The 25,905-nt window shown below is 74.3% G+C and carries 19 protein-coding genes and 1 pseudogene; 8 read left to right on the top strand and 12 right to left on the bottom strand.

Translation table 11 applies throughout. The annotated features are described in order from the left end of the window. Positions 1–28: 28 nt before the first annotated feature. The 5 genes from ACZ6C1_RS05240 to ACZ6C1_RS05220 all read right to left on the bottom strand — a co-directional run bounded on the left by ACZ6C1_RS05240 (position 29) and on the right by ACZ6C1_RS05220 (position 6,999). Positions 29–982, bottom strand: a complete 954-nt coding sequence (locus ACZ6C1_RS05240) for a serine/threonine-protein kinase (RefSeq protein WP_469237833.1) — start codon at positions 980–982, stop codon at positions 29–31. Continuing rightward, positions 982–2,109, bottom strand: coding sequence for a hypothetical protein (locus tag ACZ6C1_RS05235; protein ID WP_469237832.1), 1,128 nt, complete (start codon positions 2,107–2,109; stop codon positions 982–984). Before ACZ6C1_RS05235 ends, ACZ6C1_RS05240 begins: the two co-directional genes overlap by 1 nt. A 9-nt stretch (positions 2,110–2,118) precedes the next feature. After that, positions 2,119–4,530: an FHA domain-containing protein gene (locus ACZ6C1_RS05230; RefSeq protein WP_469237830.1), complete on the bottom strand. Its 2,412-nt coding sequence runs from the start codon at positions 4,528–4,530 to the stop codon at positions 2,119–2,121. Between the two features lie 850 nt (positions 4,531–5,380). Further along, positions 5,381–6,127 (bottom strand): zinc-dependent metalloprotease family protein, encoded by a 747-nt coding sequence (locus tag ACZ6C1_RS05225; protein ID WP_469237829.1) that lies wholly within the window; start codon positions 6,125–6,127, stop codon positions 5,381–5,383. A gap of 308 nt (positions 6,128–6,435) precedes the next feature. Further along, the gene (locus ACZ6C1_RS05220) at positions 6,436–6,999 is read right to left on the bottom strand and encodes a TetR/AcrR family transcriptional regulator (RefSeq protein WP_469237828.1); all 564 of its coding nucleotides are present in this window, start codon (positions 6,997–6,999) and stop codon (positions 6,436–6,438) included. Positions 7,000–7,090: 91 nt separating this feature from the next. Here ACZ6C1_RS05220 and ACZ6C1_RS05215 point away from each other — a divergent pair. The 3 genes and pseudogenes from ACZ6C1_RS05215 (at position 7,091) to ACZ6C1_RS05205 (ending at position 9,666) form a co-directional block, all read left to right on the top strand. Next, positions 7,091–7,496, top strand: a pseudogene (locus ACZ6C1_RS05215) (nuclear transport factor 2 family protein). Positions 7,497–7,570: 74 nt separating this feature from the next. Beyond that, positions 7,571–8,458 (top strand): SDR family oxidoreductase, encoded by an 888-nt coding sequence (locus ACZ6C1_RS05210; RefSeq protein WP_469237826.1) that lies wholly within the window; start codon positions 7,571–7,573, stop codon positions 8,456–8,458. After that, positions 8,455–9,666 carry an FUSC family protein gene (locus ACZ6C1_RS05205; RefSeq protein WP_469237824.1) on the top strand — a complete coding sequence of 404 codons (1,212 nt, stop codon included), beginning with the start codon at positions 8,455–8,457 and terminating at the stop codon, positions 9,664–9,666. The genes ACZ6C1_RS05210 and ACZ6C1_RS05205 overlap by 4 nt, the downstream gene beginning before the upstream one ends. An 81-nt stretch (positions 9,667–9,747) precedes the next feature. Here the strand turns inward: ACZ6C1_RS05205 and ACZ6C1_RS05200 are convergent, their stop codons facing one another. Then, the gene (locus ACZ6C1_RS05200) at positions 9,748–10,788 is read right to left on the bottom strand and encodes a YihY/virulence factor BrkB family protein (protein ID WP_469237822.1); all 1,041 of its coding nucleotides are present in this window, start codon (positions 10,786–10,788) and stop codon (positions 9,748–9,750) included. 121 nt (positions 10,789–10,909) lie between these two features. On the opposite strand from ACZ6C1_RS05200, the gene ACZ6C1_RS05195 reads away from it, so the two are divergent. Beyond that, the gene (locus tag ACZ6C1_RS05195; RefSeq protein WP_469237820.1) at positions 10,910–12,313 is read left to right on the top strand and encodes an NADP-dependent succinic semialdehyde dehydrogenase; all 1,404 of its coding nucleotides are present in this window, start codon (positions 10,910–10,912) and stop codon (positions 12,311–12,313) included. 6 nt (positions 12,314–12,319) lie between these two features. Here the strand turns inward: ACZ6C1_RS05195 and ACZ6C1_RS05190 are convergent, their stop codons facing one another. Then, entirely contained in the window at positions 12,320–13,303 is a 984-nt protein-coding gene (locus tag ACZ6C1_RS05190; protein ID WP_469237818.1) for a glutathione S-transferase family protein, read from the bottom strand. An 80-nt stretch (positions 13,304–13,383) separates the two neighbouring features. After that, positions 13,384–14,229, bottom strand: coding sequence for an MmyB family transcriptional regulator (locus tag ACZ6C1_RS05185; protein WP_469237816.1), 846 nt, complete (start codon positions 14,227–14,229; stop codon positions 13,384–13,386). A gap of 190 nt (positions 14,230–14,419) precedes the next feature. Here ACZ6C1_RS05185 and ACZ6C1_RS05180 point away from each other — a divergent pair, with 190 nt between their 5' ends. Next, positions 14,420–15,469, top strand: coding sequence for a hypothetical protein (locus ACZ6C1_RS05180; protein WP_469237814.1), 1,050 nt, complete (start codon positions 14,420–14,422; stop codon positions 15,467–15,469). Between the two features lie 522 nt (positions 15,470–15,991). Here the strand turns inward: ACZ6C1_RS05180 and ACZ6C1_RS05175 are convergent. Further along, complete coding sequence (locus tag ACZ6C1_RS05175; RefSeq protein ID WP_469237812.1) at positions 15,992–17,014, bottom strand: PHP domain-containing protein; 1,023 nt, start codon at positions 17,012–17,014, stop codon at positions 15,992–15,994. A gap of 17 nt (positions 17,015–17,031) precedes the next feature. Next, positions 17,032–19,089, bottom strand: coding sequence for a SpoIIE family protein phosphatase (locus ACZ6C1_RS05170; protein WP_469237810.1), 2,058 nt, complete (start codon positions 19,087–19,089; stop codon positions 17,032–17,034). Positions 19,090–19,209: 120 nt separating this feature from the next. Between ACZ6C1_RS05170 and ACZ6C1_RS05165 the strand changes: the two genes are divergently transcribed. Then, a complete protein-coding gene (locus ACZ6C1_RS05165) occupies positions 19,210–19,434 on the top strand; it encodes a hypothetical protein (RefSeq protein ID WP_469237808.1) in 225 nt (74 codons plus the stop codon). Between the two features lie 5 nt (positions 19,435–19,439). On the opposite strand, the gene ACZ6C1_RS05160 is transcribed toward ACZ6C1_RS05165, so the two are convergent. Both ACZ6C1_RS05160 and ACZ6C1_RS05155 read right to left on the bottom strand, forming a co-directional pair. After that, the gene (locus tag ACZ6C1_RS05160; protein WP_469237806.1) at positions 19,440–20,360 is read right to left on the bottom strand and encodes a hypothetical protein; all 921 of its coding nucleotides are present in this window, start codon (positions 20,358–20,360) and stop codon (positions 19,440–19,442) included. Then, positions 20,357–20,788: a hypothetical protein gene (locus ACZ6C1_RS05155; protein WP_469237804.1), complete on the bottom strand. Its 432-nt coding sequence runs from the start codon at positions 20,786–20,788 to the stop codon at positions 20,357–20,359. Before ACZ6C1_RS05155 ends, ACZ6C1_RS05160 begins: the two co-directional genes overlap by 4 nt. Positions 20,789–20,870: 82 nt before the next feature. Between ACZ6C1_RS05155 and ACZ6C1_RS05150 the strand changes: the two genes are divergently transcribed. After that, entirely contained in the window at positions 20,871–24,605 is a 3,735-nt protein-coding gene (locus ACZ6C1_RS05150; RefSeq protein WP_469237802.1) for a CHAT domain-containing protein, read from the top strand. 31 nt (positions 24,606–24,636) lie between these two features. Further along, entirely contained in the window at positions 24,637–25,899 is a 1,263-nt protein-coding gene (locus ACZ6C1_RS05145; protein ID WP_469237801.1) for a tetratricopeptide repeat protein, read from the top strand. Positions 25,900–25,905 lie beyond the last annotated feature (6 nt).

Raw genomic sequence — 25,905 nt, 5'->3', positions numbered from 1 at the left:
CACCGCGTCGTCCTGACCGCCCTCCCGGTCACAGCTCGCGGAACACCGGCAGTGCCCAGGCAGGCGGGGCGGGTGGTGGCGCGGCGGCGCCACCACCGGCGACCAGCGCCGCCCGCAGCTCGGCCACGAACTGCAGACACGTGTCGTACCGCTCGTCCGGCGTCTTCGCCAGCGCCTTCCCCAGTACGGCGTCGACCGCGGCGGGCAGCCCCGGGCGCTCCCCGGTCAGCGGCGGAGGCGGATCGTACTGGTGGGCCCACAGCAACGCCATGTCGTCGTCCCGCCGGAACGGCGGCACCCCCGCCAGCGTCTCGAACACCACGCACCCCAGGCTGTACACGTCGCACCGCCCGTCCACGGGCCGCCCCGAGATCTGCTCCGGCGCCACGTAGTCGAGCGTCCCCACGAACTGGCCCACGCTGGTGAACCCGGTCAAGGACAGGGACTTCTTCGTCAGGCCGAAGTCCGTGAGGTAGACGTGCTCGGGGTGTTCACTGTCGGTGCCCGGCGCGACGAGGATGTTGCCCGGCTTGACGTCCCGGTGCACCAGGTCGTGCGCGTGGGCCGCGTCCAGCGCCGACGCCACCTGCGCCGCGATCCGCCCCGCCTTGTCGGGCGGCAGCGGGCCCTCCCGGTCCAGCAGCGCCCGCAGGTCCTGCCCGGCGACGTACCGCATGGCGATGTACAGCACGCCCTCCCTCTCGCCCGCCTCGAACACCGGCACGATGTGCGGGTGGTCGATCGCGGCCGCCACCCTGGACTCGTGGGCGAACCGCTTGCGGAAGGTGTCGTTGCGGGCCAGTTCCGGGGCGAGCAGCTTCAGCGCCACCGCACGGTCCAGACGCAGGTCCCGCGCCCGGTACACCACGGCCATGCCGCCGCGGCCGACCTCGCTCTCCACGAGGTAGTCGGCGATCTGCTTCCCGACGAGCCCGGAGGGCCGCCCGGCGGGGAGGTCGTCACGTGTCAGGCGGTCGGCCATCAGCCGTCACCCGTCCGGTCCGGCGGACCGTCCGCGTCGTCGCCCTCGTCGCCCTCGTCGTCCCCGCACTCCACCAGCCGGGTCGGCTCGTCGCCCGCGTCGGGCACCGCCGAGTGGTCGACCACCCGGGTCGGCGCGTATCCGGGCGGAGCGTCCGGCGCGGCGGAGGGGTCGACCACCCGGGTGGGCTCGTGCCCCGGCGGGATGTCGGGCGCGGCGGAGGGGTCGACCACCCGGGTGGGCTCGTGCCCCGGCGGGATGTCGGGCGCGGCGGAGGGGTCGACCACCCGGGTGGGCTGGTGCCCGGTTGGTGTCACGGGGTCGTTGGGCGCGTCGGGCCCGGCCGGAGCCGCGGGCCCGGGAGGAGCGTCCGGCGCGCCGGAAGCCGGCGGCCCGGGGGGAGCGGTGGGCCCGGCAGGAGCGTCGGGCGAGGCCGGAGCCGCCGGCCCGGGAGGGATGTCGGGCGCGGCGGCGGGGTCGACCACCCGGGTGGGCTCGTGCCCGGTCGGTGTCACGGGGTCGTTGGGCGCATCGGGCTCGGCCGGAGCCGGCGGGTCGGACGGGGCCGCCGGCGGCGCCTCAACGGCGACCGCACCGGCCCCGGCGGCCGACGGGCCGACCGAAGTGGCGTACGTACTCAGCCGGGCACCGTCGCAGTACAGCCAGCGCTCACGCCGGGCGTCGTACATCCACAGCGCCTCGCCGTCCACGACCAGACCGATCCGCAGCCCTTGCGTCCGGCGCCGGAACGTCTCGCCGTCCACGCGCCCCGCCGCCAGCTCCTCCGCGGCCAGCCGGTACCGGCTCACCGCCTCCTCGGCCCGGGCCAGCAGGGGCCGCGGATCGGACGCCGTACCCATCGGCTGCCCCGCCGCCGGAGGATCGGGCGGCACGGAGACCAGCAGCCGTCCGTCCACCCAGGCGGACCATCCGTTGGAGCACAGCACCCGCCCCCAGTCGCCGAGCCGCTCCAGCAACTGCACGGGCAGGAACGGGTCCAGCGGCACCGTCGGGCGGCTCGGATCCGGCGCCTCCCAGGCGGGCAGCCCCTCGGCGGGCACCACGTGACTGGGCCGGAAGCCGTCGTCCGGGGAGCGGGAAACGCCCGAGGAACCGGGGAAGACCATCAGCCGTGCCTACTTTCGCATGATCACTGGCTCGTGCCGGCGCAGCAGCCTCGCGACCAGGAACCACAGGACGACGGACAGCACCACCAGCATCCCCATGTCGAGCAGCCAGGTCGCCGCCGTGTGCTCGAACAACGGGTCCGCGGTCTTGTCGGTCGGCGAGAGCCGCTGGATGTCGACCGTCGATCCCATCGCCCCGAACGCCCACCGGGACGGGATGAACCACGCCAGCTGCTCCAGGACGAGCGACCCGTGGATCTTCAGCAGGCCGCCGCAGAACACCACCTGGACGATCGCGAGGAGCACCAGGAGCGGCATGGTGACCTCCTCCTTGCGCACCAGCGCGGACACGAACAGGCCGAGCATCATCGCCGTGAACGACAGCAGCGCCACGGCCAGGGTGATCTCGATGAGCGGCGGCATCAGCACGCCCTTGCCGCCCGGGGCGTTCAGCGGGACGCCGATCAGCGCGACCAGTGTCAGGACCACGGCCTGCACGACCGTGATCACGCCGAGCACCACGACCTTGGACATCAGGTACGCCGATCTGGACAGGCCGACGGCTCTCTCCCGGCGGTAGATCGTCCGCTCCTTCACCAGCTCCCGCACCGCGTTCGCGGCGCCGGTCAGCACCCCGCCGACGCACAGGATCAGCAGCACGTTCATCGTCGACTCGCGGCCGAAGCCGCCCTCGGACAGAGCCCGGGCCATCGCGCCCATCACGAACGGCAGCGCGATCATGATGGCGATGAACGTCCGGTCGGCGCTCAGCGCGGCCGCGTACCGCCGTACGAGCGTTCGCAGCTGGGCGCCCCAGCTCTGCGCCTTCGGCGGCGGGGCGGGCGGCGTGGCGACGGCGGCCCCGTCGGGCAGCGCGGGGCGCTGCATGGCGCCCGCGATGTACTGCTGGTGGAGCCGGGACGTGCGGTACTGGCCCGCCCAGTCGCGGCTCCGGTCGTTCTCGAACGCCTCGAAGGCCTCCGGCCACTCGCGGAAGTCGAAGAACCCGAGGGCGTCCTCGGGCGGCCCGTAGTAGGCGATCCGCCCGCCCGGCGCGAGCACCAGCAGCCGGTCGCAGACGTCCAGGCTGAGCACGCTGTGGGTGACGACGATGACCGTACGGCCGTCGTCGGCGAGCCCGCGCAGCATGTGCATCACGGACCGGTCCATTCCGGGGTCGAGGCCGGAGGTCGGCTCGTCCAGGAACAGCAGCGACGGCTTCGTCAGCAGCTCCAGAGCCACGCTGACCCGCTTGCGCTGTCCGCCCGACAGGCTGTGGATGGGCTGTTTGGCGCGCTGCTGCAGGCCGAGTTCCTCGATGACCTCGTCCACCCGTGCCTGCCGCTCGGAGCGGGCGGTGTCCTCGGGGAAGCGCAGCTCGGCGGCGTACGCGAGGGCGCGGCGCACCGTCAACTGCAGGTGCAGGATGTCGTCCTGCGGTACGAGACCGATACGGCGGCGCAGCTCGGCGTAGTCCCGGTAGAGGTCACGGCCGTCGTACAGCACCGTGCCCCGGTCGGCGGGACGCAGCCCGGTCAGCGCGTTGAGCAGCGTGGACTTGCCCGAGCCACTGGGCCCGACGACGCCGAGCAGGCACTTCTCCCCGACGGGGAAGGACACCTCGTCGATGAGGGTCTTGCGGCCCCGGTCCACGGTGACCGCCAGGTCCTGTACGTCGAGCGACACCTCGCCCGTGTCGGTGAACTCCACCAACTGCGTACCGACCAGGCAGAACGCCGAGTGCCCGATGCCCACGATGTCCTCGGGCGTCACCCGGGCTCGGGTGACCGGCTGGCCGTTGAGGAACGTGCCGTTGTGGCTGCCCAGGTCATGGATCCAGTGCGTGCCGTCCGGATCGGCGAGCAACTCGGCGTGGCGGCGCGAAACCGTCAGGTCGTCGACGATCAGGTCGTTGTCGGGGCCACGCCCGATGCGCACGGTCCGGGCCGGCAGCGGCCGCACCGAGGTCGGCTGCCGGAACGTCCCGGTGGCGCCGGGCAGCGACACCGAGGACGGCCGGGGCACCGGGGGCGGTGCGGGTGCCGCGGGCGGTGCGTGCGACCAGGACGGTGAAGGTGCCGGGGCGGCCGGCGCGGGCCGCTCGGGTGCCGACAGCATGGCGCACGGGCCATCTGCCGGATGGCCGAAGTGGACCACGCTGCCGGGGCCCACGCCCCAGACCCGCACGCGTCTTCCCTCGGCGAAGGTTCCGTTGGTACTGCCCTCGTCCTGAACGGTCCACTGTCCCCCCTCGGGACGCAGCACCGCGTGATGCCAGGAGATCCGGGCGTCGCCCAGCACGATGTCACTCGCCGGGTCTCGCCCGATGCGGTACTCCCGACTCGGACTCATCACGGTGGAGTCCCCGTCGATGTCGAGGACCAGCTCGGGCGCGGTGGGCACATATGGCCGCTCTCCCATAGGGGAATTTTATCCGGTAGGGCCGACATACGCCTGGGAAGTGCGAAATTCCGGGCCCCGCACGGCACAACGCCCCCCGCGCCCGGCTTCCCTGCCCGGGGCTCACCCCGCGCCGCCCGCCCGGGCCGCCCCCGGCTCACGCGGGCCCGGGCCGCCCGCGGCTCACGCGGCCGGGCTTGCCACCGCGCCGGATCGCCGCCGGGCAAGTGGGCGCCGCCCGGGCGGCCCGTCCCCGGTACCGGCCGCCACGGCGCCGGTTGCCCACGGCCGGGACCCGCGCCGGGGGCTGGGCCCGCCCTGGTACTGGCCGGCCTCTCCTCCGGCGACTGTCCACGGCAGGGACCCGTGTGGGGACGGGGTCGCCCTGTGGGGGGCCGGGATCTCGGTTTGTCCGGCCTCCGGTCAGGGTCCCGGTTGGGACTGACTCGCGCGTGCCCCGTCCTGGTATCGGCCCTCCTCCGGCACCGGTTCGCTCACGGCCGGAACCCGTGCCGGGGCGGGGTCGCCCTGTGGGGCTGGGGTTTCGGCTTCCCGGGGTTCCGGTCAGGGGCCGGGCCGGGACTGACTCCCGTGGCCCGGGGCCCGCCCCCGTACCGGCCGCCACGGCGCCGGTTCGAGGGCGACGCCTGCCCCGTGCCCCTGGCCCCTGCCTCGGCGGCCGGTTCCGGAGCGCCCATCCTCGGACGGGCTGCCGGGCTGCCGGGCTCGGGCTCGTACCGGCAGTGGTCGGCCGTGGCCCAGTCCGGCATGGCACCGGCTCGCCCTCCGAACCCGAACGCCGTCGGGGGGCGGGGCCACGACAGGCGCGGGTGCCCGGGCGCGTGGCCCGGGCCGCGGGGGTGGCCGCCCGTCAGCGGGCCGGGCGGCGCCGGTAGTCGGCCACGATGCGGACGACGGCGTTGAAGGCGCGGACGCTGTCGGCGGGCCGTGGGTGTCCCACGGGCGTGCCGAGCCGTTCTCCCCGGTAGGTCTGGCGGGGGTTGGAGTAGCGGTTGATGCGCCGGCAGGGGCCGCCGGTGGCCTTGCGGCAACTCGACTCGTACGCCTCCAGCGTCGACCACCTGCCGGAGGGCGGGAAGTAGCCGCGGGCGCTGTTCGCGCCGCGTGGCGCGGTCACGTAGTCGTGCATGGCGCCGAGGTTGTGGGCGATCTCGTGGGCCAGCGAGTGGTGCGCGAGCGCCTTCTGCGCCACGAGGCTGTAGCCGTGGGCGCTGGTCCGGGGTGTCACGCGCCGGGGCCGGTTGGCGAGCCCGGCGGGGCCCTTGCTGCCCGTCACGACGGTGACCAGGTCGGCTCCCACGCGGTCGCGGAGGCGGGGCAGGTGGTCGGCCACGCCGTCGCCGCGTCGCGCCACCGCCTTCAGCAGGGCGTCACCGGACCGGTCCAGCCGGGCGGGCACCTTGGCGCGGACGATGCCGGTGAGCCGGAGGCGGGCGTGGACCGCCCCGGCGGCGAACGCCTGCGAGGTGGAGGTGACGGCCTGGCGGATCCTGGCCCGCAGGGTCCCCTCGCCGCCCGCCTCGCCGACGGCGCGCGCGGTGAACCCCGCCAGGATGTCGATGGTGACGATCCGCTGGCCGTAGTGGGGGCGGGGCACCCGAGTGCAGTGACGTTTCTTCTCCGTTGGCGCACGGCACGTTCCGCCCGCCTCCTGCCGTGGTGGCGCGGGCGCTGCGACCGGGGGAGCGGACAGGGCGGACGACCGCCCCTGTGCGGGGGCGCACCCGGTCGTGCTCAGCACGAGGGCCAGCGCGGCGGCACCCAGTGAGGAATGGGCGAGGCGCATCTCCATCCTTTCGCAGAGCGGAACCTCAAGGTGTCCTTGCGAGAAGGGCGCCGCCGCATGCGCGGGGTGACGCCTATTCACCGGTTCGGCCGCGCGGGCCCGGCCCCCGGGGCGGTGACTCAGGGGCGGGCCGACGCGTCCAGCAGCAGAGCGGCCGCCTCCCGGGCCTCCCGGGCGGGCGCGTCCGAACCGCTGAGGGCGGCGGTCGCGATCGCGCCCTCCGCCAGCAGCGCGACGGGGGCGCCGGCCGAGGCGGGGCCGTCCGTCCCGGCCACCAGGCCGATGACGTACCGCCGGAACTCCTCCTTGTGCCGGCGCGCCGCCTCGGTCACCCCGGGCGACGTGGCACCGAGCTCCCCGAAGGCGTTGACGAACGCGCAGCCGCGGAAGCCCGGTTCCCGGAACCAGTCCCCCAGCCAGTCGAAGACCGCCAGCACCCGCTCGCGCGGCGGGGTGTCCAGGCCGTCCACGTACGCGGCGAGGCTGCCGCGCCAGCGGGCGTCGCGCCGCAGCAGGTACGCCTCGACGAGCGCGTCCTTGGAGGGGAAGAGCTGGTACAGGCGCCGCAGGGTGACTCCGGACGCGGCCCGGACGGCGTCCATGCCGACGGTCTGGATGCCCTGGCCGTAGAACAGCTCCTCGGCCGCGTCGAGCACCCGTGTCCTGGCCTCCTCGGTGTCCATACCGCCACTCCCTTGCGTGAGAACCATCGTTCTCGTACGGTACCCCACGAGGTGAGAACGGTCGTTCTCACCTCGCTCGAAAGGAGCCGCCATGCGCCCGCCCCTGCCCCCGTTCACCGAGGAGACCGCCCGCCTGAAGGTGCGACTCGCCGAGGACGCCTGGAACACCCGCGACCCGGAGAAGGTCGCCCTCGCCTACACCGAGGACTCCGAGTGGCGCAATCGCGACGTGTTCCTGCGCGGCCGGGAGGAGATCGTCGCCTTCCTCACCGCCAAGTGGCAGCGCGAACACGACTACCGGCTCCGCAAGGAACTGTGGGCCTTCACCGGCGACCGCATCGCCGTCCGCTTACGAGTACCACGACGCCGACGGGCAGTGGTTCCGCGCGTACGGCAACGAGAACTGGGAGTTCGACGCGAGCGGCCTGATGCGCAAGCGCTACGCCAGCATCAACGACGTGCCCATCACCGCCGCTTCGGCACGGATCACCGTCTGATTCGCGGTGAATGCATCGGTCCGTGAGTCTTGGGAAAGCGAGAAGTCGACCCCTGATGATCGGAAAGGCGGACCATGACAGACCCCCACGAGCCCCAGGACCCCGTCACCCGGCACCCCCGGCCGGACTTCCCCGACCAGGACCAGCGACACCCCGGATGGACCGGGCCGATGGACCCGCCGCCGGACCACGGCGAGGACTCCTACCGAGGCACCGGAGTCCTGCGGGACCGCGTCGCCGTCATCACCGGAGGCGACTCCGGCATCGGTCGCGCGGTGTGCCTGGCATACGCGCGCGAAGGCGCCGACATCGTCTTCACCCACCTCCCGGAGGAGGAGGACGAGGCGCGCGAGACCGCCCGGCTCGTCGAGGAGGCCGGCCGCAAGGCCATCGCCATGGCCGCCGACAACCGGGACGAGGACCAGTGCCGCGCCCTGATCCAACGGGTCACCGACGAGTTCGGGCGGATCGACGTCCTGGTGAACAACGCCGCCTACCAGATGGCCCAGCCGGACGGCATCGAGGCGATCACGACCGAACAGTTCGACCGGGTGATGAAGACCAACGTGTACGGGATGTTCTGGCTGACCAAACTGGCGCTGCCGCACATCCCCAGGGGCGGCTCCGTCATCAACACCACCTCCGTGCAGGCGTACAAGCCCAGCCCGCCGCTGCTCGACTACGCCATGACGAAGGGCGCCATCGTCACGTTCACCCAAGGCCTGGCGCAGATGGTCGCCGAGCGCGGCATCCGGGTGAACGCGGTCGCCCCCGGGCCGGTCTGGACGCCCCTCATCCCGGCGACCATGCCCGAGACGGCCGAGTTCGGCAAGCAGTCCCCGCTCGGCCGCCCCGCGCAGCCGGCGGAGATGGCACCGGCGTACGTCTTCCTCGCCTCGGCGAGCGCGAGTTACATCACCGGAGAGATCGTCAACGCCACCGGCGGCACCCCGCTGCCGTGACCCCGGCGGCCCGCGCACAAGACCTGTGGCACCGGGCCGGCTGGGAGGCCGCGGCCGTCGGCCGGTCCGTGCACCGGGCCCTGACCGGCCCCGGGCCGGAGCGGGACCTGGCCGTCCAGGCCATCAAGGCAGCCGGGGCGGCCATCCTCGCCTGGGCGGTGGCCGGCTGGTGGTGGCAGGCCCCGCTGGCGCTGATGGCGCCCTGGACGGCGGTCGCCCTCGTACAGAGCACCGTCTACCGTTCCGTACGCACCGGCGTGCAGCAGGTCGTCCTCATCGCCGCCGGCACCGTGCTCGCGGCCGCCGCCGCCGGGCTCACCGACGGGAACACCATGGCGGCCATGGCGCTCGTCCTGCCCGTCACCGCCCTGCTCGGCAACTACTCCCGCTTCGAGGGCCAGGGCATCTACGCGTCCACGACGGCGCTGTTCGTCCTGGTGTACGGCTCGTTCAGCGGCTCCGACATCCTGCACCGGCTGCTGGAGACGCTCCTCGGTGCCGCCATCGGCATCGGCGTCACCGCGCTGATCCTGCCGCCCGTCCACCTGCGGCACGCCCATGAGTCGCTGTGCCGGGTCCCCAGGGACGCCGCCGAACTGCTGCGCGCGATGGGCGACGAGATGGCGCGCGGTTACGCCCGGCACCAGGCGCAGGAATGGCACACCCGGGCGCGGAGGCTGCCGCAGTTGCTCGCGGACCTGCGCAACGCGCGGATGTGGACCCGTGAGAGCTTCCGTCTCAACCCGGCGGGGCGACGCATCCGCCGGCCCGGCCCCGAACTGCCGTCCACCCGGTGGGACGCCGCGTGGGAGCGGATCGCGGACCACCTGACCGCGCTCACCGGGATGCTCGCGGAGGCGGCGGGCGAACGCCCCCGGCTCAGGCCGCCGCCGGACACGGTCCTCGCGGACGTACCGCCGCTGTTGCACGCCCTCGCGGACGTGTGCGACGCGGACAACGCGATCCTGACCGGCCAGTCCGACGGTGATGACGGGCATGGCGGAGACGGTGACCGGGACGGTGACCGCGGCGTCCGGGACGAGGCGATGGAGCGGGCGTGGGAGGCGCAGCGACGCCTGAAGGCGCGGCTCACCGAGCAGGACGACGAGACCGCCACGTCGGTGGGCGGGCTGGCGGCCCAGACACAGCGACTGCTCTACGACCTCGACGACGCCGGGCTCATCGCACGGCGCCCCGACCGCCTCTGACGCCTTCGCGACGGCCGGCCCGGGCCTGGGCGGCACCCCCGGCCCGGGCCGCGCGACGGGCACGCGTCCGCCGCACGCAGGTCACTCGCGGCGGGGCTCCTGGGGGCGGCCGTCGCGCGGGGTGTCCCGGGGCGTCTCCCGGGCGGCCTCCTCGCGCAGCTCCTCGGGCCACTTGCGCGTGTCCCGCGGCTCCACGTACGGCTCCTCCGACTCCGGCATGCCGCTGCTGATCGCCCGCTGGCGCGCGAGTTCCGCGTCGAGTTCCAGGCCCAGCAGGATCGCCAGGTTCGACAGCCACAGCCAGATCAGGAAGGTGATGACACCCGCCAGGGTGCCGTAGGTCTTGTTGTACGAGCCGAAGTTCGCCACGTACAGCGCGAAACCGCCCGACGCCACCAGCCACAGCAGCACCGCCAGCACACTGCCGGGGCTCAGCCAGCGGAAGCCCTGGCCGTGGACGTTCGGTGCCCGCCAGAACAGCAGCGCGATCATCACGATCACCAGCACGATCAGCACCGGCCACTTGGCGATGTTCCACACGGTGACCGCCTCGTCACCGAGACCGATGGCCTGGCCGGCGCGCTCCGCGAGCGGCCCGGTGAACACCACGATCACCGCGCTCACGGCAAGGAGCACCATCAGCACCAGCGTCAGGCCCACCCTCAGCGGGGTCAGCTTCCACACCGGACGCCCCTCGGGAAGGTCGTACACGGCGTTCGCCGTGCGGATGAAGCCGCCCACGTACCCGGAGGCCGACCAGATCGCTCCGAGGAGGCTGATGGCCGCGACCACACCGCTGGCCCCAGGGCTGTCCTGGAGCTGCTTCACGGCGTCACCGAGGATGTCCCGTACGGATCCGGGCGCCAGCTTCTGGAGGTTGTCGAGCACGGTCCGGGTCGCCGAGTCGCCGATCACGCCCAGCACCGAGACCAGGACCAGCAGGGCCGGGAAGATCGACAGAACGCTGTAGTACGTCAGGGCCGCGGCCCGGTCGGGGAGCTCGTCGTCCATGAACTCCTTGCCGGTGCGCTTCAGCACCGCACGCCACGAGCCGGCGGAGAGGTCCGTCGGCTCGTCCGGGGCGCCGGCGCGCCTTTCCTTGTCATCACCTGTGTGTGCCATACCGGCACGGGTTACCCGACAGACCGGTCATAACCCGCCGCCCCGCACCACGGACGCTCGCGTTGCGGCGCCGCGACCAGGGCGGCAGGGTCGAGGCAGCGACTGCGAGGAGGACCCGTCCATGCCCATCGCGACCGTCAACCCCGCCACTGGCGAGACGCTCAAGACCTTCGACGAGCTCCCGCCCGAGGGGATCGAACGGTGCCTCGCCGCCGCCGACGCGGCCTTCCGGGGCTACCGCACGACCACCTTCGCCGACCGGGCCCGGCTGCTCGAACGCGCGGCCGACCTGCTGGAGGCCGACCAGGAGGACATCGCCCGCACGATGACCACCGAAATGGGCAAGCCCCTCACCGCCGCCCGCGCGGAGGCGGCCAAGTGTATGAAGGCCATGCGCTGGTACGCGGCCAACGCCGAGCGGCTCCTCGCCGACGAGCGCCCGCCCGAGGCCGACGTACGGGACGCGGGAGCGGCCCACGCGCGCGTGCACTACCGCCCGCTCGGCCCGGTCCTGGCCGTCATGCCGTGGAACTTCCCGCTCTGGCAGGTCGTCCGCTTCGCCGCGCCCGCCCTGATGGCGGGCAACGTCGGGCTGCTCAAGCACGCCTCGAACGTCCCGCAGACCGCGCTCTACCTGGAGGACCTCTTCCGCCGCGCCGGGTACCCCGACGGCTGCTTCCAGACCCTGCTGGTCGGCTCCCGCGCCGTCGAGGGCATCCTGCGCGACGACCGGGTGGCCGCCGCCACCCTCACCGGCAGCGAACCCGCCGGACGCTCGGTCGCCGCCATCGCCGGCGACGAGATCAAGAAGACCGTGCTGGAACTCGGCGGCAGCGACCCGTACGTGGTGATGCCGTCCGCGGACATCGAGAAGGCCGCACAGGTCGCCGTGACCGCCCGAGCCCAGAACAACGGCCAGTCCTGCATCGCCGCCAAGCGGTTCATCGTCCACACGGACGTGTACGACGCGTTCGAGGAACGGTTCACGGCCGGAATGGCCGCGCTGGCCGTCGGTGACCCGATGGACGAGTCCACCGACGTCGGGCCGCTCGCCAGCGAAGCCGGCCGCGACGGTCTGAAGGAGCTCGTCGACGACGCCGTACGCCAGGGCGCGACCGTCCGGTGCGGTGGCGGCCGTCCCGAAGGCCTGCCCGAGGCACTGGAACGCGGCTGGTTCTACGCGCCGACCGTGCTGACCGGCATCACCCCCGGCATGCGGATCCACCAGGAGGAGACCTTCGGACCGGTCGCCACGCTCTACCGGGTGGCAGGCATCGACGAGGCCGTGCAGGTCGCCAACCACACCTACTTCGGGCTCAGCTCCAACGTCTGGACCCGCGACGACGCCGACGTACGCAGGTTCGTGCGGGACCTGGAGGCCGGTGGCGTGTACGTCAACGGCATGACCGCCTCCCACCCCGCGCTGCCGTTCGGTGGCGTGAAGCGCTCCGGGTACGGGCGCGAGCTGTCCGGCCACGGCATCAAGGAGTTCTGCAACGCCACCACCGTGTGGCAGGCGTCGTAGCCGCCCCTACAGCGGCTGGACGACCTCGCCGGAGGGCGGCGGGGGCGGCGGCGTCCCGTCACCGAACGGGCGCCCGCCCAGCTCCTCGCGGTGGTGCGGGGTCCGCCAGCCCCGCAGGTCCGGTCCGCGTGGCACGATACGCGTGGGATTGATGTCCTGGTGAACCACGTAGTAGTGCCGTTTGATGTGGTCGAAGTCCACGGTGTCGCCGAAGCCGGGCGTCTGGAACAGATCCCGCGCGTACGCCCACAGGACGGGGTCCTCGGTGAGCTTGTTGCGGTTGCACTTGAAGTGACCGTGGTAGACGGCGTCGAACCGGACGAGCGTGGTGAACAGCCGGACGTCCGCCTCCGTGATCGTGTCACCCACCAGGTAGCGCTGCCCTGCCAGGTGCTCCGACACCTGGTCCAGCCGGGCGAACAGCCGCGCGTACGCCGCGTCGTAGGCCTCCTGGCTCTTGGCGAACCCGGCCTTGTACACACCGTTGTTGATGTCCTGGTAGATGCCCTCCATCCGCTCGTCGATCTCGTCCCGCAGGTCCGGCGGGTACAGGTCCGGCGCGCCCTCGCGGTGCAGGTCCCGCCATTCGGTGCACAGGTCCAGGGTGATGCGCTGGTAGTCGTTGGTCACCAGCCGGCCGCTCGGTACGTCGACGATCGCCGGCACGCTCACGGGGCCGTCGTAGTCCTTCTCCCTGGCCCGGTACGCCTCGCTGAGGAACCGGATGCCGAGGACCGGGTCCCGGTCGTCCGGGTCCAGGGTGAAGCGCCAGCTCCGCTCGTCCTGCACCGGATCGGCGACGGCCACGGACACGGCCTCCTCCAGGCCGAGCAGCCGCCGCACCACCAGGGAACGGCTCGCCCACGGGCAGGCCCGGCTGACGACGAGCCGGTACCGCCCGGGCTCTGCCGGCCAGCCGTCCCTGCCGTCGGTCGTGATCCGGTCCGTGAAACGGCTGGCGGACCGGGTGAACTCGGCCGAATCGCGCACGGCGCCTGTCCTTCCTCGCGACGGGGACGACGGAGTTGCGCGGTCCGGGTACCCGCCTCGCGCCGGGCATCACCCCTGCCTCAGCCCTGGTCCGGCGCCCCCTCCGGCTGGGCGCGCAGCGCCGCCGGGCGGCCGCGGCGGCGGCGCGCTCCGGGGTGGAACACCAGCATGATCAGCCGGGACCCGGGGGCCGCCAGCGGCTGGGCGGCGCACATGGTCACCCACCCCTGGCCCAGGGTGGGGTGGGTGAGCGGGCGCTCGTCGCCGTCGAGGTGGCTGTAGGCGCTCGCCGACTCGTAGAGGCCGGACGCCACCGGGTCGGCCAGGACGTCCTGCTCGATGGCGCACAGGGTCTTGTCGGACGGGTCGGCGGCGAGCGCGACGCGCAGCTGGGGGAGCACCACCGGCGCCCACGAGGTCTCCCAGTCCGTCAGGACGGTGCGCGCGTCCGGTTCGACGGTCATCCACCGCATGGCGTTGGCGGGGACCCGCCGGCCGGGGAAGAGCGCGGCGAAAGGGGCGTTGTGGGCCAGCACGTTCCACGAGCGGTCGTTGATGTAGGCCGGGTGGGAGACGGCGCCGAGGATCTCCCGCCACACCCCCGGAAGCTCCTCACCGGAGCGGAAGTCGAGCGGGCGCGGCGGATCCTGGCCCAGCGCGTACCGCCACAGCGCGATCCACTCCTGCTCGTTCATGCGGAACAGCCGCGCCACGTCCTGGAGGAGGTCGACCGGCGGGTTCGGGTAACGGCCCGACTCCAGACGGCCGTAGGTGTCCGGGGCACGGTGCAGTATCTGGTCGATCTGCGCCTGGGAGAGCCCACGGGCCCGCCTGCCCTGGCGCGTGGGGCGCGACAGTCCCTGGCTCTCCGGCGTGATCGACGCCCGGCGCTCGCTGAGCAGGAGACGCAGTGCAAGCTTGTCCATGACGCTTTCTTCCCCAAGGGCGGCCACCGGTTGTGCCCGTGGCCGCCGTGGTGTGCCGCGGACCGTTCCGGGAACCAGCCGGAAAGGGCCACACCGGTACGCTGGCCCGTCGTACGTCAGCGATCAAGCATTCGCGTGGTGCGTACATGCGCACGGCGCACACACGCAGGCGTAAACGGGGGCAAGAACGATGGACGAGGGCAATTCCGCGCGTGCCGGTTCCGGCGTGGGCGCCGACGGGCGGGACGCCCTGTCTGCTGCCGCCAGGGCGCTGTACGCCGGGATCACCCGGGGCGAGTCCGTCGGCCCGGCGGACGGCGCCGCACTGCGGGAACTGCTGGCCTGGCACCTGGTCGCCGTCGACCCCGACCGGCCCGGGACGCCGGTCGCCCTCGACCCCCAGGAGGCGGGCCGGCGCAGGCTCGACGAAGGGCTGCGCGAACTGGCCGCCCGGGCGGCCGGCATGGCGGCCGTGCCCGACGTCGCCGACGAGCTCGCCCTGCACTTCGAGCGCGCCAAGTGGCGCTCCGGGTCGGGCAGCGAGTTCCTCGCCGAACCCGAGCAGGTCGGCGCCCGGATCGGCGAGGCCGTCAGCCAGGCCGAGACCGAGCTGCTGACCGCCCAGCCGCTCGGCCCGCGCGGCGCCGACGCGATGGAGGCCGCACTCGCCCGCGACGCCCACGCACTCGACCGTGGCGTGAGCGTACGGACGCTGTACCGCGACGGGGAGCGGGACGACCCGGCGACCCGCGACCGGGTGACCCGGCTGACCGCGCGCGGCGCCCGGTTCCGTACGCTGGCCGCGCCCTTCCAGAGCTGTGTCGTCGTCGACCGGCGCCAGGCGTTCATCCCCGACCACGTGGTCAACTCCAGCCCCACGCACTCCGCCTGGCATGTGATGGACCGGGCTCTGGTGGCGTTCATCGCCGAGGGCTTCGAGGACGCCTGGCGCCGTGCCGACATCTGGCACGGCGACCCCCGGCGGGCGACCCCCGACGGGCGGTCCGGGCTGACCCACCGTCAGCGGGAGATCCTCATCGACACGGCCGCCGGTGTCGACCAGCGCATCACCGCCCGGCGCCTGAGCATCGGGCTGCGCACGCTCACCAAGGAACTCGGAGTCCTGCGTGCCCGCTGGGGCGCCCCCACCCTCGCGGCGCTCTCCTACCAGTGGGCCCTGTCCGCCGAACGGCGGCGGATGACGGACGAGCCGGCGGGGTCCGCCGGGCCCGGGGAGTGACGATCCGGCCAGCCGGCGGCGGTGCGGAGGCCCCGTGATGGCCGAGGTTTTTCACCGAAGAAGCATCAGAAGAAATCCCCGGACGATTGCTGCATCCTGGACGAGTTGATCGGCACGCCCTCCGGGCGCCCGCCGGTCCACGAAACCGCTATTACGGGGGGCGTTGTCCGCGCCTCATGCCAGAAACGGGCAACGCAGGGCACGGGCAGCGTGCCCTGCCGGGCATCGCGTGGATACCGCAAGGTCGAGCCAGGGCCTTCCGGGCCGCCACACCGGATCATCGGTACGTCCCCCGTGATAGGGCGGCCCCAACTCGCCTCTCGCAGACGGGAGTTGAGCGGGCCCGGGTGCGGCAGCGGCGGGTGTGAGCAGTAGGGCCGTCCGCAAGCGCCGCGCCGCACAGGACTGAAACGGCCGGGTGGCCGCCCGGGCCAGCACCGGGCGGCCCCGGTTGCGCCGTTCCGCGAACCGCGCGGACACGGCGACGAGGGCCACGGCCCGCGAGGGCGTCCCTCAGGGCCCTCACCCGCTCCCTGGCGCCTCACGCGTGCGCGTCCAGGTGAGCAGATCCCCCGCCGGCCAGGTGTTGATCACCCGGTCGGCGGGGACGCCGCACTCCTCGGCCCGCGCGCAGCCCAGGATCTGCCAGTCAAGCTGCCCCGGCGCGTGGGCATCGGTGTCCACCGCGAAGAACACCCCGGCCTCCACGGCCTGCCGCAGCAGCCGCCGCGGCGGATCCAGCCGCTCCGGGCGGCTGTTGATCTCCACCGCCGTCCCCGACTCGGCGCAGGCCGCGAAGACCCGCTCCGCGTCGAACCGGGACTCCGGCCGTTTCCCGCCCACGAGCCGGCCCGTGCAGTGCCCCAGCACGTCGACCAGCGGGTTGCTCACGGCCCTGACCATCCGCCGGGTCATCGCCGGGGCGTCCATCCGCAGCTTGGAGTGGACCGAGGCCACCACCACGTCCAGCCGGTCCAGCAGGTCGTCCTCCTGGTCGAGCGAGCCGTCCAGCAGGATGTCGCACTCGATGCCCGTCAGCAGCCGGAACGGCGCCCAGGTCTCGTTCAGCTCCGCCACCACGTCGAGCTGCTCCCGCAGCCGCTCCGCGGACAACCCGCGGGCCACCGTCAGCCGGGGCGAATGGTCGGTCAGCACCGCCCACTCGTGACCCAGCGCCGCCGCCGCTCGCCCCATGGCGTCGATCGGGCTGCCGCCGTCCGACCAGTCGGAGTGCAGATGGCAGTCGCCGCGCAGCGCCGCCCGCAGCGCCGCGCCCAGGTCCGGCGCGTCACCCGACTCGCTCTCCAGCCGCCGCAGATAGGCCGGTACGTCCCCGGCCAGCGCCTCCCGCACCACCTGCGCGGTCTTCGGCCCCACACCCTTGAGCTGCTCCAGGGTCCCGGCCGCCGCCCGCTCGGCCACCTCGCCCCCGCCCAGCGCCGACACGGCCGCCGACGCGGTACGGAAGGCCTTCACCCGGTACGTCGGCGCCTGTGACCGCTCCAGCAGGAAGGCGATCCGGTCCAGTGCCTCGACGGGGTCCATCGCATGAGCCTCCTCGCCTAACCGGGGCGCGACGACGGTCCGATCTCGCACCACACCGCCTTGCCCTCGCCGCGCGGCTCCACACCCCAGCGCAGGGCCAGCGCGTCCAGCAGCAGCAGACCCCGCCCCGACGTGGCCGCCTCACCCGGCGTACGGCGCCGGGGCCACGCGCTGGAACGGTCCTGCACCGTGAGCCGCACCCGGCGGACGGGCTCCGGCAGCACCTCCAGCGTCAGCACCGCGCCGCCCTCCGTGTGCAGAAGCACATTGCCGAGCAGCTCACCGGTCACCAGCTCGGCGTCGTCCGCGAAGGCCCGCATGTCCCAGTCCCGCAGCGCCCGCCGCACCACCGCCCGTGCCTCCGACAGACCCTGCGGATCCGCCTGGTGGATGTACTGGTGGATGCGCGGCGCCCGCGGCGTCCCCGGGTCCGGGCTGCGCCGCAGCACCAGCAGTGCCACGTCGTCGCCCGCCCCCCACCGCTCCCAGAACCGCTGCGAGAGGTGGTCGGCCAGCGCCTCCGCGCCGGGCGGCCCACTGCTCACCGCCGCCTCCAGCGCGTCCATCCCCTCCCCGATGTCCACGCCCGGCTGCTCGACCAGCCCGTCCGTGCACATCACCAGCGTCTCGCCCGGCACCAGGTCCAGCCGGGTCTCGGGGAACTCCTCGTCCCCGAACACCGACGCCACGCCCAGCGGCAGCCCGCCCGGCAGCTTGGGCCGCCCCACACGCCCGTCGGTGTGCCGGATCAGCGGCCCCAGGTGGCCCGCCCGCACCACCCGTACCGTGCCCGAGTCCAGGTCCACCTGTGCGTACGTGCAGGTGGCGAACCGCTCCGTGTCCAGCTCCGCGAGGAACCTCGACGCCCGGGCCAGCACCGTCGAGGGGGCGTGGCCCTCACCCGCGTACGCCCGCAGCGCGATGCGCAGCTGGCCCATGATGGCGGCGGCGTGCGTGTCGTGCCCCTGGACGTCGCCGACGACGATCCCGACCCGGCCGCGGGGCAGCGGGATCACGTCGTACCAGTCGCCGCCGACCTCCCGGCCGCTCCACGCCGAGTGGTAGCGCACGGCGATCTCCCCGCCGTCGACGGCGGGAATGCGGCGGGGGAGCATCGTGGCCTGGAGGCCGGTGGCGAGCTCCCGCTCCTCGTCGAAGAGGATCGCCCGCTGGAGCGACTGCGCCACGATGGCGGCCAGGCCCAGTGAGAGGTTCCGCTCGTCGGCGCTGAAGGCGGTGCGCCCCCGGTAGAACAGTGCCATCCCGCCCAGGGTGCGTGCCTGGGCGACCAGCGGGAGATAGGCGGCGGCCCTGAACCTCAGCCGCCCGGCGAACGGGGCGAGCACCGGGTAGTCCCTGATCAGCTCCTGGAACGAGCTGCTGAACAGCGGGCGCCCGCTCAGCACGGTCTCCGCCAGCGGCATCCCCGGTTCGAGTCGTCGCATCCGCAAATGTTCCAGGACGTCGAGGGACTCACCGCTGAGCGCGATGATGTTCAGCGAGCCGTTCTCGACCAGACCCAGCGCGAAGCCGTCCGCGCCCAGCCGGGCCAGGCCCCCTGGGCCGGTCAGGGCGGCCGTGACGTCGTCCACCGTCACGGCCCGGGACAGCGCCTGCGTGGTGCGCTCGACCATGTTCGTCTGCCGCTGTCTGCGCTTCTCCAGCTCCATCACGAAGGTGGAGTGGGTGATCTCGGACGTGGCGTCCCGGACGATCCCGACGATCCGGTGGGCCCGGCCGTCCCGGTCGCGCAGGATGCGGGCCTGGACGTGTGTCCACTGCACCGACCCGTCGTCGAGGGGGATCTGGAAGCGCGCGGCGTACGAGGACCGGCCGCTGACCAGCGCGTCCTTGATCACGGCGTCCAGGCGGGCCCGCTCCTCGCCCTCCAGCCGGTGCACCAAGGAGGCGGGCCGGGAGTCGAACGTCCCGGGCGCCAGGCCGAACACCAGGAGCCCCGCCTCGTCGATGTCGATCGTGCCCGCGTCGAGGTCCCAGTCGAAGCTGCCCGTGCGGTTCATGGCGAGCCGCTCGGTGGGCCCGATCTCGCCGCTGTGTGCCCGGTTGTCCGTCATCCCCCTCATTGTCGAGCCGGTCACGCGCGAACGCCAAGGTGTCGGCACGTCCTGGTGGGCCGAGCGGGCGGGGCGGGGGCAGGCGGGCGGGACGGCCGGTCCTGCCGGGGAGGAGCACCCATGGCACCCGAACGGCCGAGGCGTCTTCGCCGAGGCGTCTCCTTCGAGGACGTCGACGACGCCACCGGCGGCCAGTACACCGAAGCCGTACAGAACCGATCTTTCGAGACCGGCGCCGTCATACGGCCGGCGCCCGTCGGCTCGACCCACCGCGACGCGCGCCGTACACACCGGGCGTCCGCACACACCGGGCACCCGCACACCGGGCGCCCCGCACGCCCATGAGCCGCCTACGCGGCCTCCGTCTCCTTCCGCAGCACCCGCGAGAGGCGTTCGCCGACCACCCTGTCGACGCCACCGTCGCAGTCGACGCCCAGCACCGCCGCCAATTCGCGCAGGTGGAGGTCGGCGAGCGCCTCGGTGAGTTCGCCGAACGCCTCCGACGCGGCACGCCCGCGCCGCACACCCGAGACGACCGCGACGCCACCGACCAGGGCCGCCGGCCACCACCAGAGCGCCAGCACCAGATACCCCACGCCCCAGGCGCACAGCCGCGCCGACGCGCTCAGCCTCGCCCGGGCGGCCTGCAGTTCGGCACGCGTACCGTCGGGGGCCAGGAGCCACAGATGCGGCCAGGCGGCCCCCAGGTCCAGCCGGTGGGCGCGCCAGAGCCGTTGCCCGGGCGCGGCGAGGCGGTCGCCCATGGCGAAGGGATGACGGGGCGGCGCCGCGGCGATGCGGCCGCGGGCCGCGTAATGGCGCTCGGCGACGCCCGCGAGCCGGTCGGCGTCGGCCGCTCCCTCGATACGGGCCCGTCCCGCCGTGACCAACGCGGCACGGAAAGCGGCGTCGGCGGCGCTCCAGCGGCGCGCCCGGCGGTCGGCGAGGCGTCGCAGCAGTGGCCCACGCGGCTCGGCGCACCACAGCAGTTCCACGCCCGAGCCGAGACCCTGGGCGGCCGCGCCGGTCACAGCGGCCCCGGCCAGCACTCCCAGGGCCACCAGGACGACGGTTCCGGCGCTGCTCGACGCGGGGGAGGCGGCGAGGGCGTCGAGCCAGGCCCGCAGCCGCCCGACGTCGGACCAGTGTGCGTGGCCCAGCACCATGGCCGTGGTGAGGGCGGCGAGGAAGAACAGCCCCGGCAGGGCCAGCAGGGTCAGCCACCGCTCGGCGATCCGGCCGCCCAGCGCGCTGAGGAAGGCGCTGGTCACCGTAGGGAAACCGGGCGCAGCGGCTGGTCGAAGATCCGGCAGCCGGGGTGCGGGGCCTCGGGGTCGGGCGCCTCCACGCGCCCGCAGTGGCCGCGCGGACAGGCCAGCACGTGCAGCGCCGGGTGACCGGGACCGGTGACCGGAAGCCTCTGGTAACCGGGTGTCGGCGGCGGGGGTGTCGTGCGGTAGGAGCCCAGGCCGGCGCTGTGCCCGGCGGCCAGCAGCTCCTCCTCCAACTCGTCGAAGGCGTCGTCCAGTTCCCCGGGCAGGCGGCCCGCACGCAGGTCGGACGTGATGGACTCGATGAGCCGCAGCCCCCGTTCACCGAGGCCCGCCGCGCCGGAAGCGTCCGTCAGCCGCCGGCACAGCTCCCCCAGCCGGGCGTGTCCCGCGCCTGGCGCGCCTCGCCCCTCCGCCTCGGTCTCCACCGTTCCCCCTCGGACGCCGGATGTCGCTCGCCGCGATTGTACGTCCGCCGTACGGCGGTGGCCTGACGGCCCGTTCGCTATCGTGAGCACGGGCCGCGCGAGCGCCGAGGGCCGCGGCCACGGCAGCGTGACACCGGGGGGTGGCGTGTTCAACGCGAGGCACGCGCGGGCGGCGGACGAGCCGGAGGCGGGACCGCAGGCCGATCGGCAGTTGACCCTGCACCTGCGGACGGGCGACCGGGAGGCCCTCGACCGGGCGATCGCGCTCTACCGGCGGCAACTCGCCCCGGCGGCGGCACTGGACGCCGCGCGGACGGCCGCCTGGGCGGGCAACCTGATGGTCGCCCTCCACCTGCGTCACCAACTGCTCGGGCGCCCGGACGACGTGGACGCACTGGTCGCCCTGAGCCGTGAACGAGCGGCGGGCGAGCCGGTGCGCCCGCAGGACGTACGGCTCCTGGCCATCGCGTACCAGCTGAGGTTCGCCCTCCACGGGAACCCCGGCGACCTCGACCGGGCGGCGGAGACGTTCGAGCGGGCGGCCGGCCTGCCGCAGGAGGCGGAGACCGTGGCGCAGTCGCTGGGAGGACTCGCCGAGGTGCTCCACCTGCGACACAGCATCGCCACCGGGCGCGGCCCGGCCCGCGCCGGGAGCCCGCCCACCGGCCCTCCGGCCCGGGCGGCCACGCGTCCGCCCCGCGCCGGGAGCCCGCCCACCGGGCCTCCGGCCGGGGCGGGCACGCCGGACCCACCCGGCGACGGTGTGTCCCGCCCGGCACGGGCGCCCGGCGGCGTGACGGGCGCCGCCGAACCCGTGGGCACCCTCCGCGCCACGGCCGAGCCCGCTGAGGAGGCCCTCCGCCGCACGGGCGCCGCCCAGGCCGCGGCGGATCTCCACCGAGCGACGGAAGCCCAGCGGCGCGCGCTCGACGTCCTGCCGCCCGGGTCGGACGACCGCCCCGCGTACCTCAGCAACCTCGCCGGGTTACGGCACGGCGCGTACCTGTTCGACGGAGACGTCACCGCCCTGAGCGAGGCCGTCGGCCTGTGGCGCACCGCGCTGGCGGCCGTCCCGCCGGGCGACACCCCCGCCCGCCTCATCGTCCTGCGCAACCTCGCCCAGGCGCTGCGGCAATGGCACGAACACGCCCCCGACGAGGCCCACCGGTCGGAGATGCTGCGGGTCAACCGGGCGGCCGTGGCCGAGTGCCCGCCCGGTCACCCGGACCGTGCCGAGCTGCTCGCCGGGCTCGGTATCGCGCTGCGCCTGGCCGCCGAGGCCACCGACGAGCCTGCGCTGCTGGAGGAGTCCGCGGCCTTGTTGCGAAGGGCCGTGGCCCTGCTCCGCCCCGGTGCCCCGGAGCGCGCGGCGAGGCTGAACAGCCTCGGGAACACCCTGCACAGGCTGGCCCAGTGGACCGGCGACGAGGCGGTGCTCGACGAGGCCGTCGCCACCCTGCGCGCCGCCCTGGCCGAGCACGCCCCGGATACGGACGCGTACGCCGGGACCCTCGCCAACCTGGCCGTCACCCTGCGGGAGCGCGCCCTGCAGACCGACGACATGACCTCCCTGCGGGAAGCCGCCCGGCTGGCCCGGGAAGCGCTCCACGCCACGCGGGCGGCCCCCACCGCCGAGGTCGTGCGGCTCGGCAACCTGGGTGTGGTGCTGCAGAGCTGGCACCACGCGACCGGAGACACCGCGGCCGCCGACGAGGCGGTCGACGCCGCCCGCCGGGCCCTCGACCTGGCGCCCGCGGTCGGCCTGCCTCGCGCCGACCGGCTGAACCACCTGGCCAACGCCCTGCGGGCGCGGTTCGGGGCCGACGCCGACCCGGCGGACCTCGACGAGGCCGTCGACCTGCTGGAGGAGGCCACCCGGCACGCCCCGTACGGCGACCCGGCGCTCGCGCTGGTCCTCTCCAACCTGGGTTCCGCCCGCCTCGCCAAGCACCACATCACCGGTGCGCCGGGGGAGTTGGAGCAGGCCGTCAGCGAACTGGGCCGCGCCGTATGGGCCGTCACCGAGCGGACCTCGGCCCACGGCACCTACCTGAAGGCCTACGGCGACGCGCTGCACGCCGTGTACCGCCGGGACGGCGACCCGGGAGTGCTCCGCGCCGCCGAGGACGCCTACCGGCAGGCCGCCGGAACCACCGCTCTGCCCGCGGTCGAACGGATCGTGGCGGCCTGGGAATGGGGTGCCGCCGCAGCGGACGGCCTCCGCTGGAACGAGGCCCTGCCGGCCTACGAACTGGCCCTGGAGCTCCTGCCCTTCGCCGCGTCCGGCCGGCTGGTCCGCAGCGACCAGGAGCGCGGTCTGTCCCGGGTGCGGGGCCTGGCCGCCGAAGCCGCCGCGTGCGCGGTCAACGCCGGGCGGCCGGAGCACGCGGTGCTCCTGCTGGAACAGGGCCGGGGCGTCCTGCTGGGCCGGAGCATGGCCACCCGCGACGGGATCGGACGCCTGCGGGACGCCCACCCCGCTCTCGCCGAGCGCTTCGTACGGCTGAGGGAACGGCTCGACGCGCTCGAGGCCGCCGACGCCGCGGACACCGCCCAGGGCCGGCTGCCGGCCGACACCACCGACCTGCGGCACACCCTGGCCGCCCGGCTGGAGCACCTGGTCGCGGAGATCCGCGCCCGGCCCGGCTTCTCCGGCTTCCTCGCCGCGCCGACCCTCGAGGCCCTGCTGGCCTGCGCCGACCGGGGCCCGGTGGTGCTCGCCTACTGCAGTGCCTACCGCAGCGACGCACTGGTGCTGCGGGACGGCCGGGTCCTCCTCGTCCCGCTGCCGCACGCCACCCCGCAGGCCGTCGGAGAACAGGCGGACCGCCTCGAGCGGGCGCTCGCCGACGCGGCCGACCCCGCCCGGGACCGGGCGGCCCAGCAGACGGTCGACGACGTGCTGTGCTGGACGTGGGACCACGTCACCGGCCCGGTGCTCGACCGGCTCGGTCTGCGCGGGCCCACGCCCGACGGGCAGTGGCCCCGCCTGTGGTGGGCACCGGGCGGGGCACTGGCCTCCCTGCCGCTGCACGCGGCCGGTCACCACGGCGAGACCCCGCGCACGGCGCCCGACGACGGAGCCGTACCCGCCGCCGCGGCCGGGTCGGCCCCGCGGACCGTACTGGACCGGGTGGTGTCCTCGTACACGCCGACGGTCGGCGCCCTCCGCTACGCCCGGGCCCGGGCCTCCACCCCGCGACCGCACGGCCCGCTGCTCGCCGTGGCACTCCCGCACACGCCCGGGGCCCGTCCGCTCGGAGGCGCGCGGCGTGAGGTCGAGGTGCTCCGCGGCCTCGTGCGGACCGAGGTGCTGTACGGGGAGGAGGCCACCTTCCAGCAGGTCGTCGACGCCCTGCCCCGTCACCCCTACGTCCACTTCGCCTGCCATGGGATCAGTGAGCCCGCCGACCCCTCGAACGGCCGCCTCCTCGTGCACGACCACCCGGCCCGGCCGCTGACGGTCCGCGAGATCTCCTGCCTGGAACTGCCGGCCGCGCGGCTCGCGGTGCTCTCCGCCTGCGAGACCGCGCGCGGCGGCGGTGAACTGGCCGACGAGGCGATCCACATCACCTCGGCGTTCCAGCTCGCGGGCTACGCCCACGCCGTCGGAACGCTCTGGCCGGTGCACGACGCGGTGGCCGTCCGCGTCACGCGCCTCCTCTACCAGGAGCTGTGCACCGGTGGAGCCGACGGCGGGCCGGAGTTGGACGACATGAGGACGGCCGTCGCCCTGCACCGGGCGGTCCTGCGGTGCCGCGCCGCCTTCGCGGCCAGTCCCAGCCTGTGGGCGGCACACGTGCACGCGGGCGCCTGATGACACCGGCAGCGACGAGGAGGCGGTCACGATGACCCGATGGTGGCGGCGACGAGCCGCGGCGGACGGCCAGGGGGCCGGCGCACAGCCGCCGCAGCCTCAGGAGGAACACCAGTCCCGGCGGGAACACCCGGAGGCGACGGACGGGAGATACGGGCAGGACCCGCACACGCCGGGGCCCACAGCGGAGCCCGAGGACACCTGGCGGCCGACCGGGGGCCACATCACCGTCACGGAGGTGACGGAGGGCCGGCCGGAGCAGGAGATCGCCCGCGTCGACATCTCCCCCGAGCAGTTCCACGCCATGCGGGCACGGTCCGCCATCGACCGGCTGGGCCCCGAGCACCCGGACGCCCTCACCGCCATGCGCGACCTAGCCAGGGTCCTCGCGTCCATTCCGGGACGCGGCGAAGAGGCCGTCGAGCTCTACCAGCACGTGGCGCGGACCCAGTGGACCTCACTCGGTGACCGCCACGAGGAGACCCTGCGCACCTCCGCCGAACTGGCCGCCGTCCTCCACGACACCGGAGAGCTGCGCCTCGCCGAGTCGGCATGGCGCGACACCTTCCGCGGCCTGGCGGACACGCTCGGCCGTGACCACCCCCAGGCCCTGCGCAGCGCCACCGGACTCGCCGCGGTCCTGCAGGACCTCGGCCGCGCCCCCGAGGCCGAGCCGCTGCTGCGGGACGTCCTGGAGCGCCGCGTCCGGCGGTTCGGCCCCGACCACCCCGACGTTCTGACGTCCGCGAACGCCCATGCGGCCGCGCTGCTCACCTGCGGCCGCCATGAGGAGGCCGAACGCGCCCTGCGCGCGCTCGTACCCCGGCTGGAGGACCGGTACGGGAGGGACCACGAACGCACGGTCGCGGCCCGCGCCAACCTCGGCGCCGTCCTGTGCCGTCTGGAGCGCTACACCGAGGCGGAACAGCACATGCGCGCGGTCGTCCAGTCGTACGAGTCGACGGTGGGGCCGCACGACGACGCCACCTTCACCGCGCGCAACAACCTCGCCGCCGTCCTGCACGGCATGGAGCGCTACGAGGACGCCGTACCGATTCTGCGCACCGTTCTGGCCGGTCACCTCGCACTCCAGGGCGAGGATCACCCCGCGACCGCCAGTGCCCGGGACAACCTCGCCAACGTGCTGATCGACGTGGGCCGCCACACCGAGGCGGCCGAGCTCCTCGAGCGCTGCCTACGCGACTACCACCGCATCTACGGCCCCGGGCACCCCCGTCTGCGGGCCGTCGAGGAGAGGCTGGCCTGGCTGCGTGCGGGCCCTGACCCGGGCTGATCCGGC

Source organism: Streptomyces sp. NPDC041796 (genome assembly GCF_055590785.1).
Note: the sequence above shows the minus strand (reverse complement) of the source record. Positions and strands in the feature narration are given on the sequence as shown.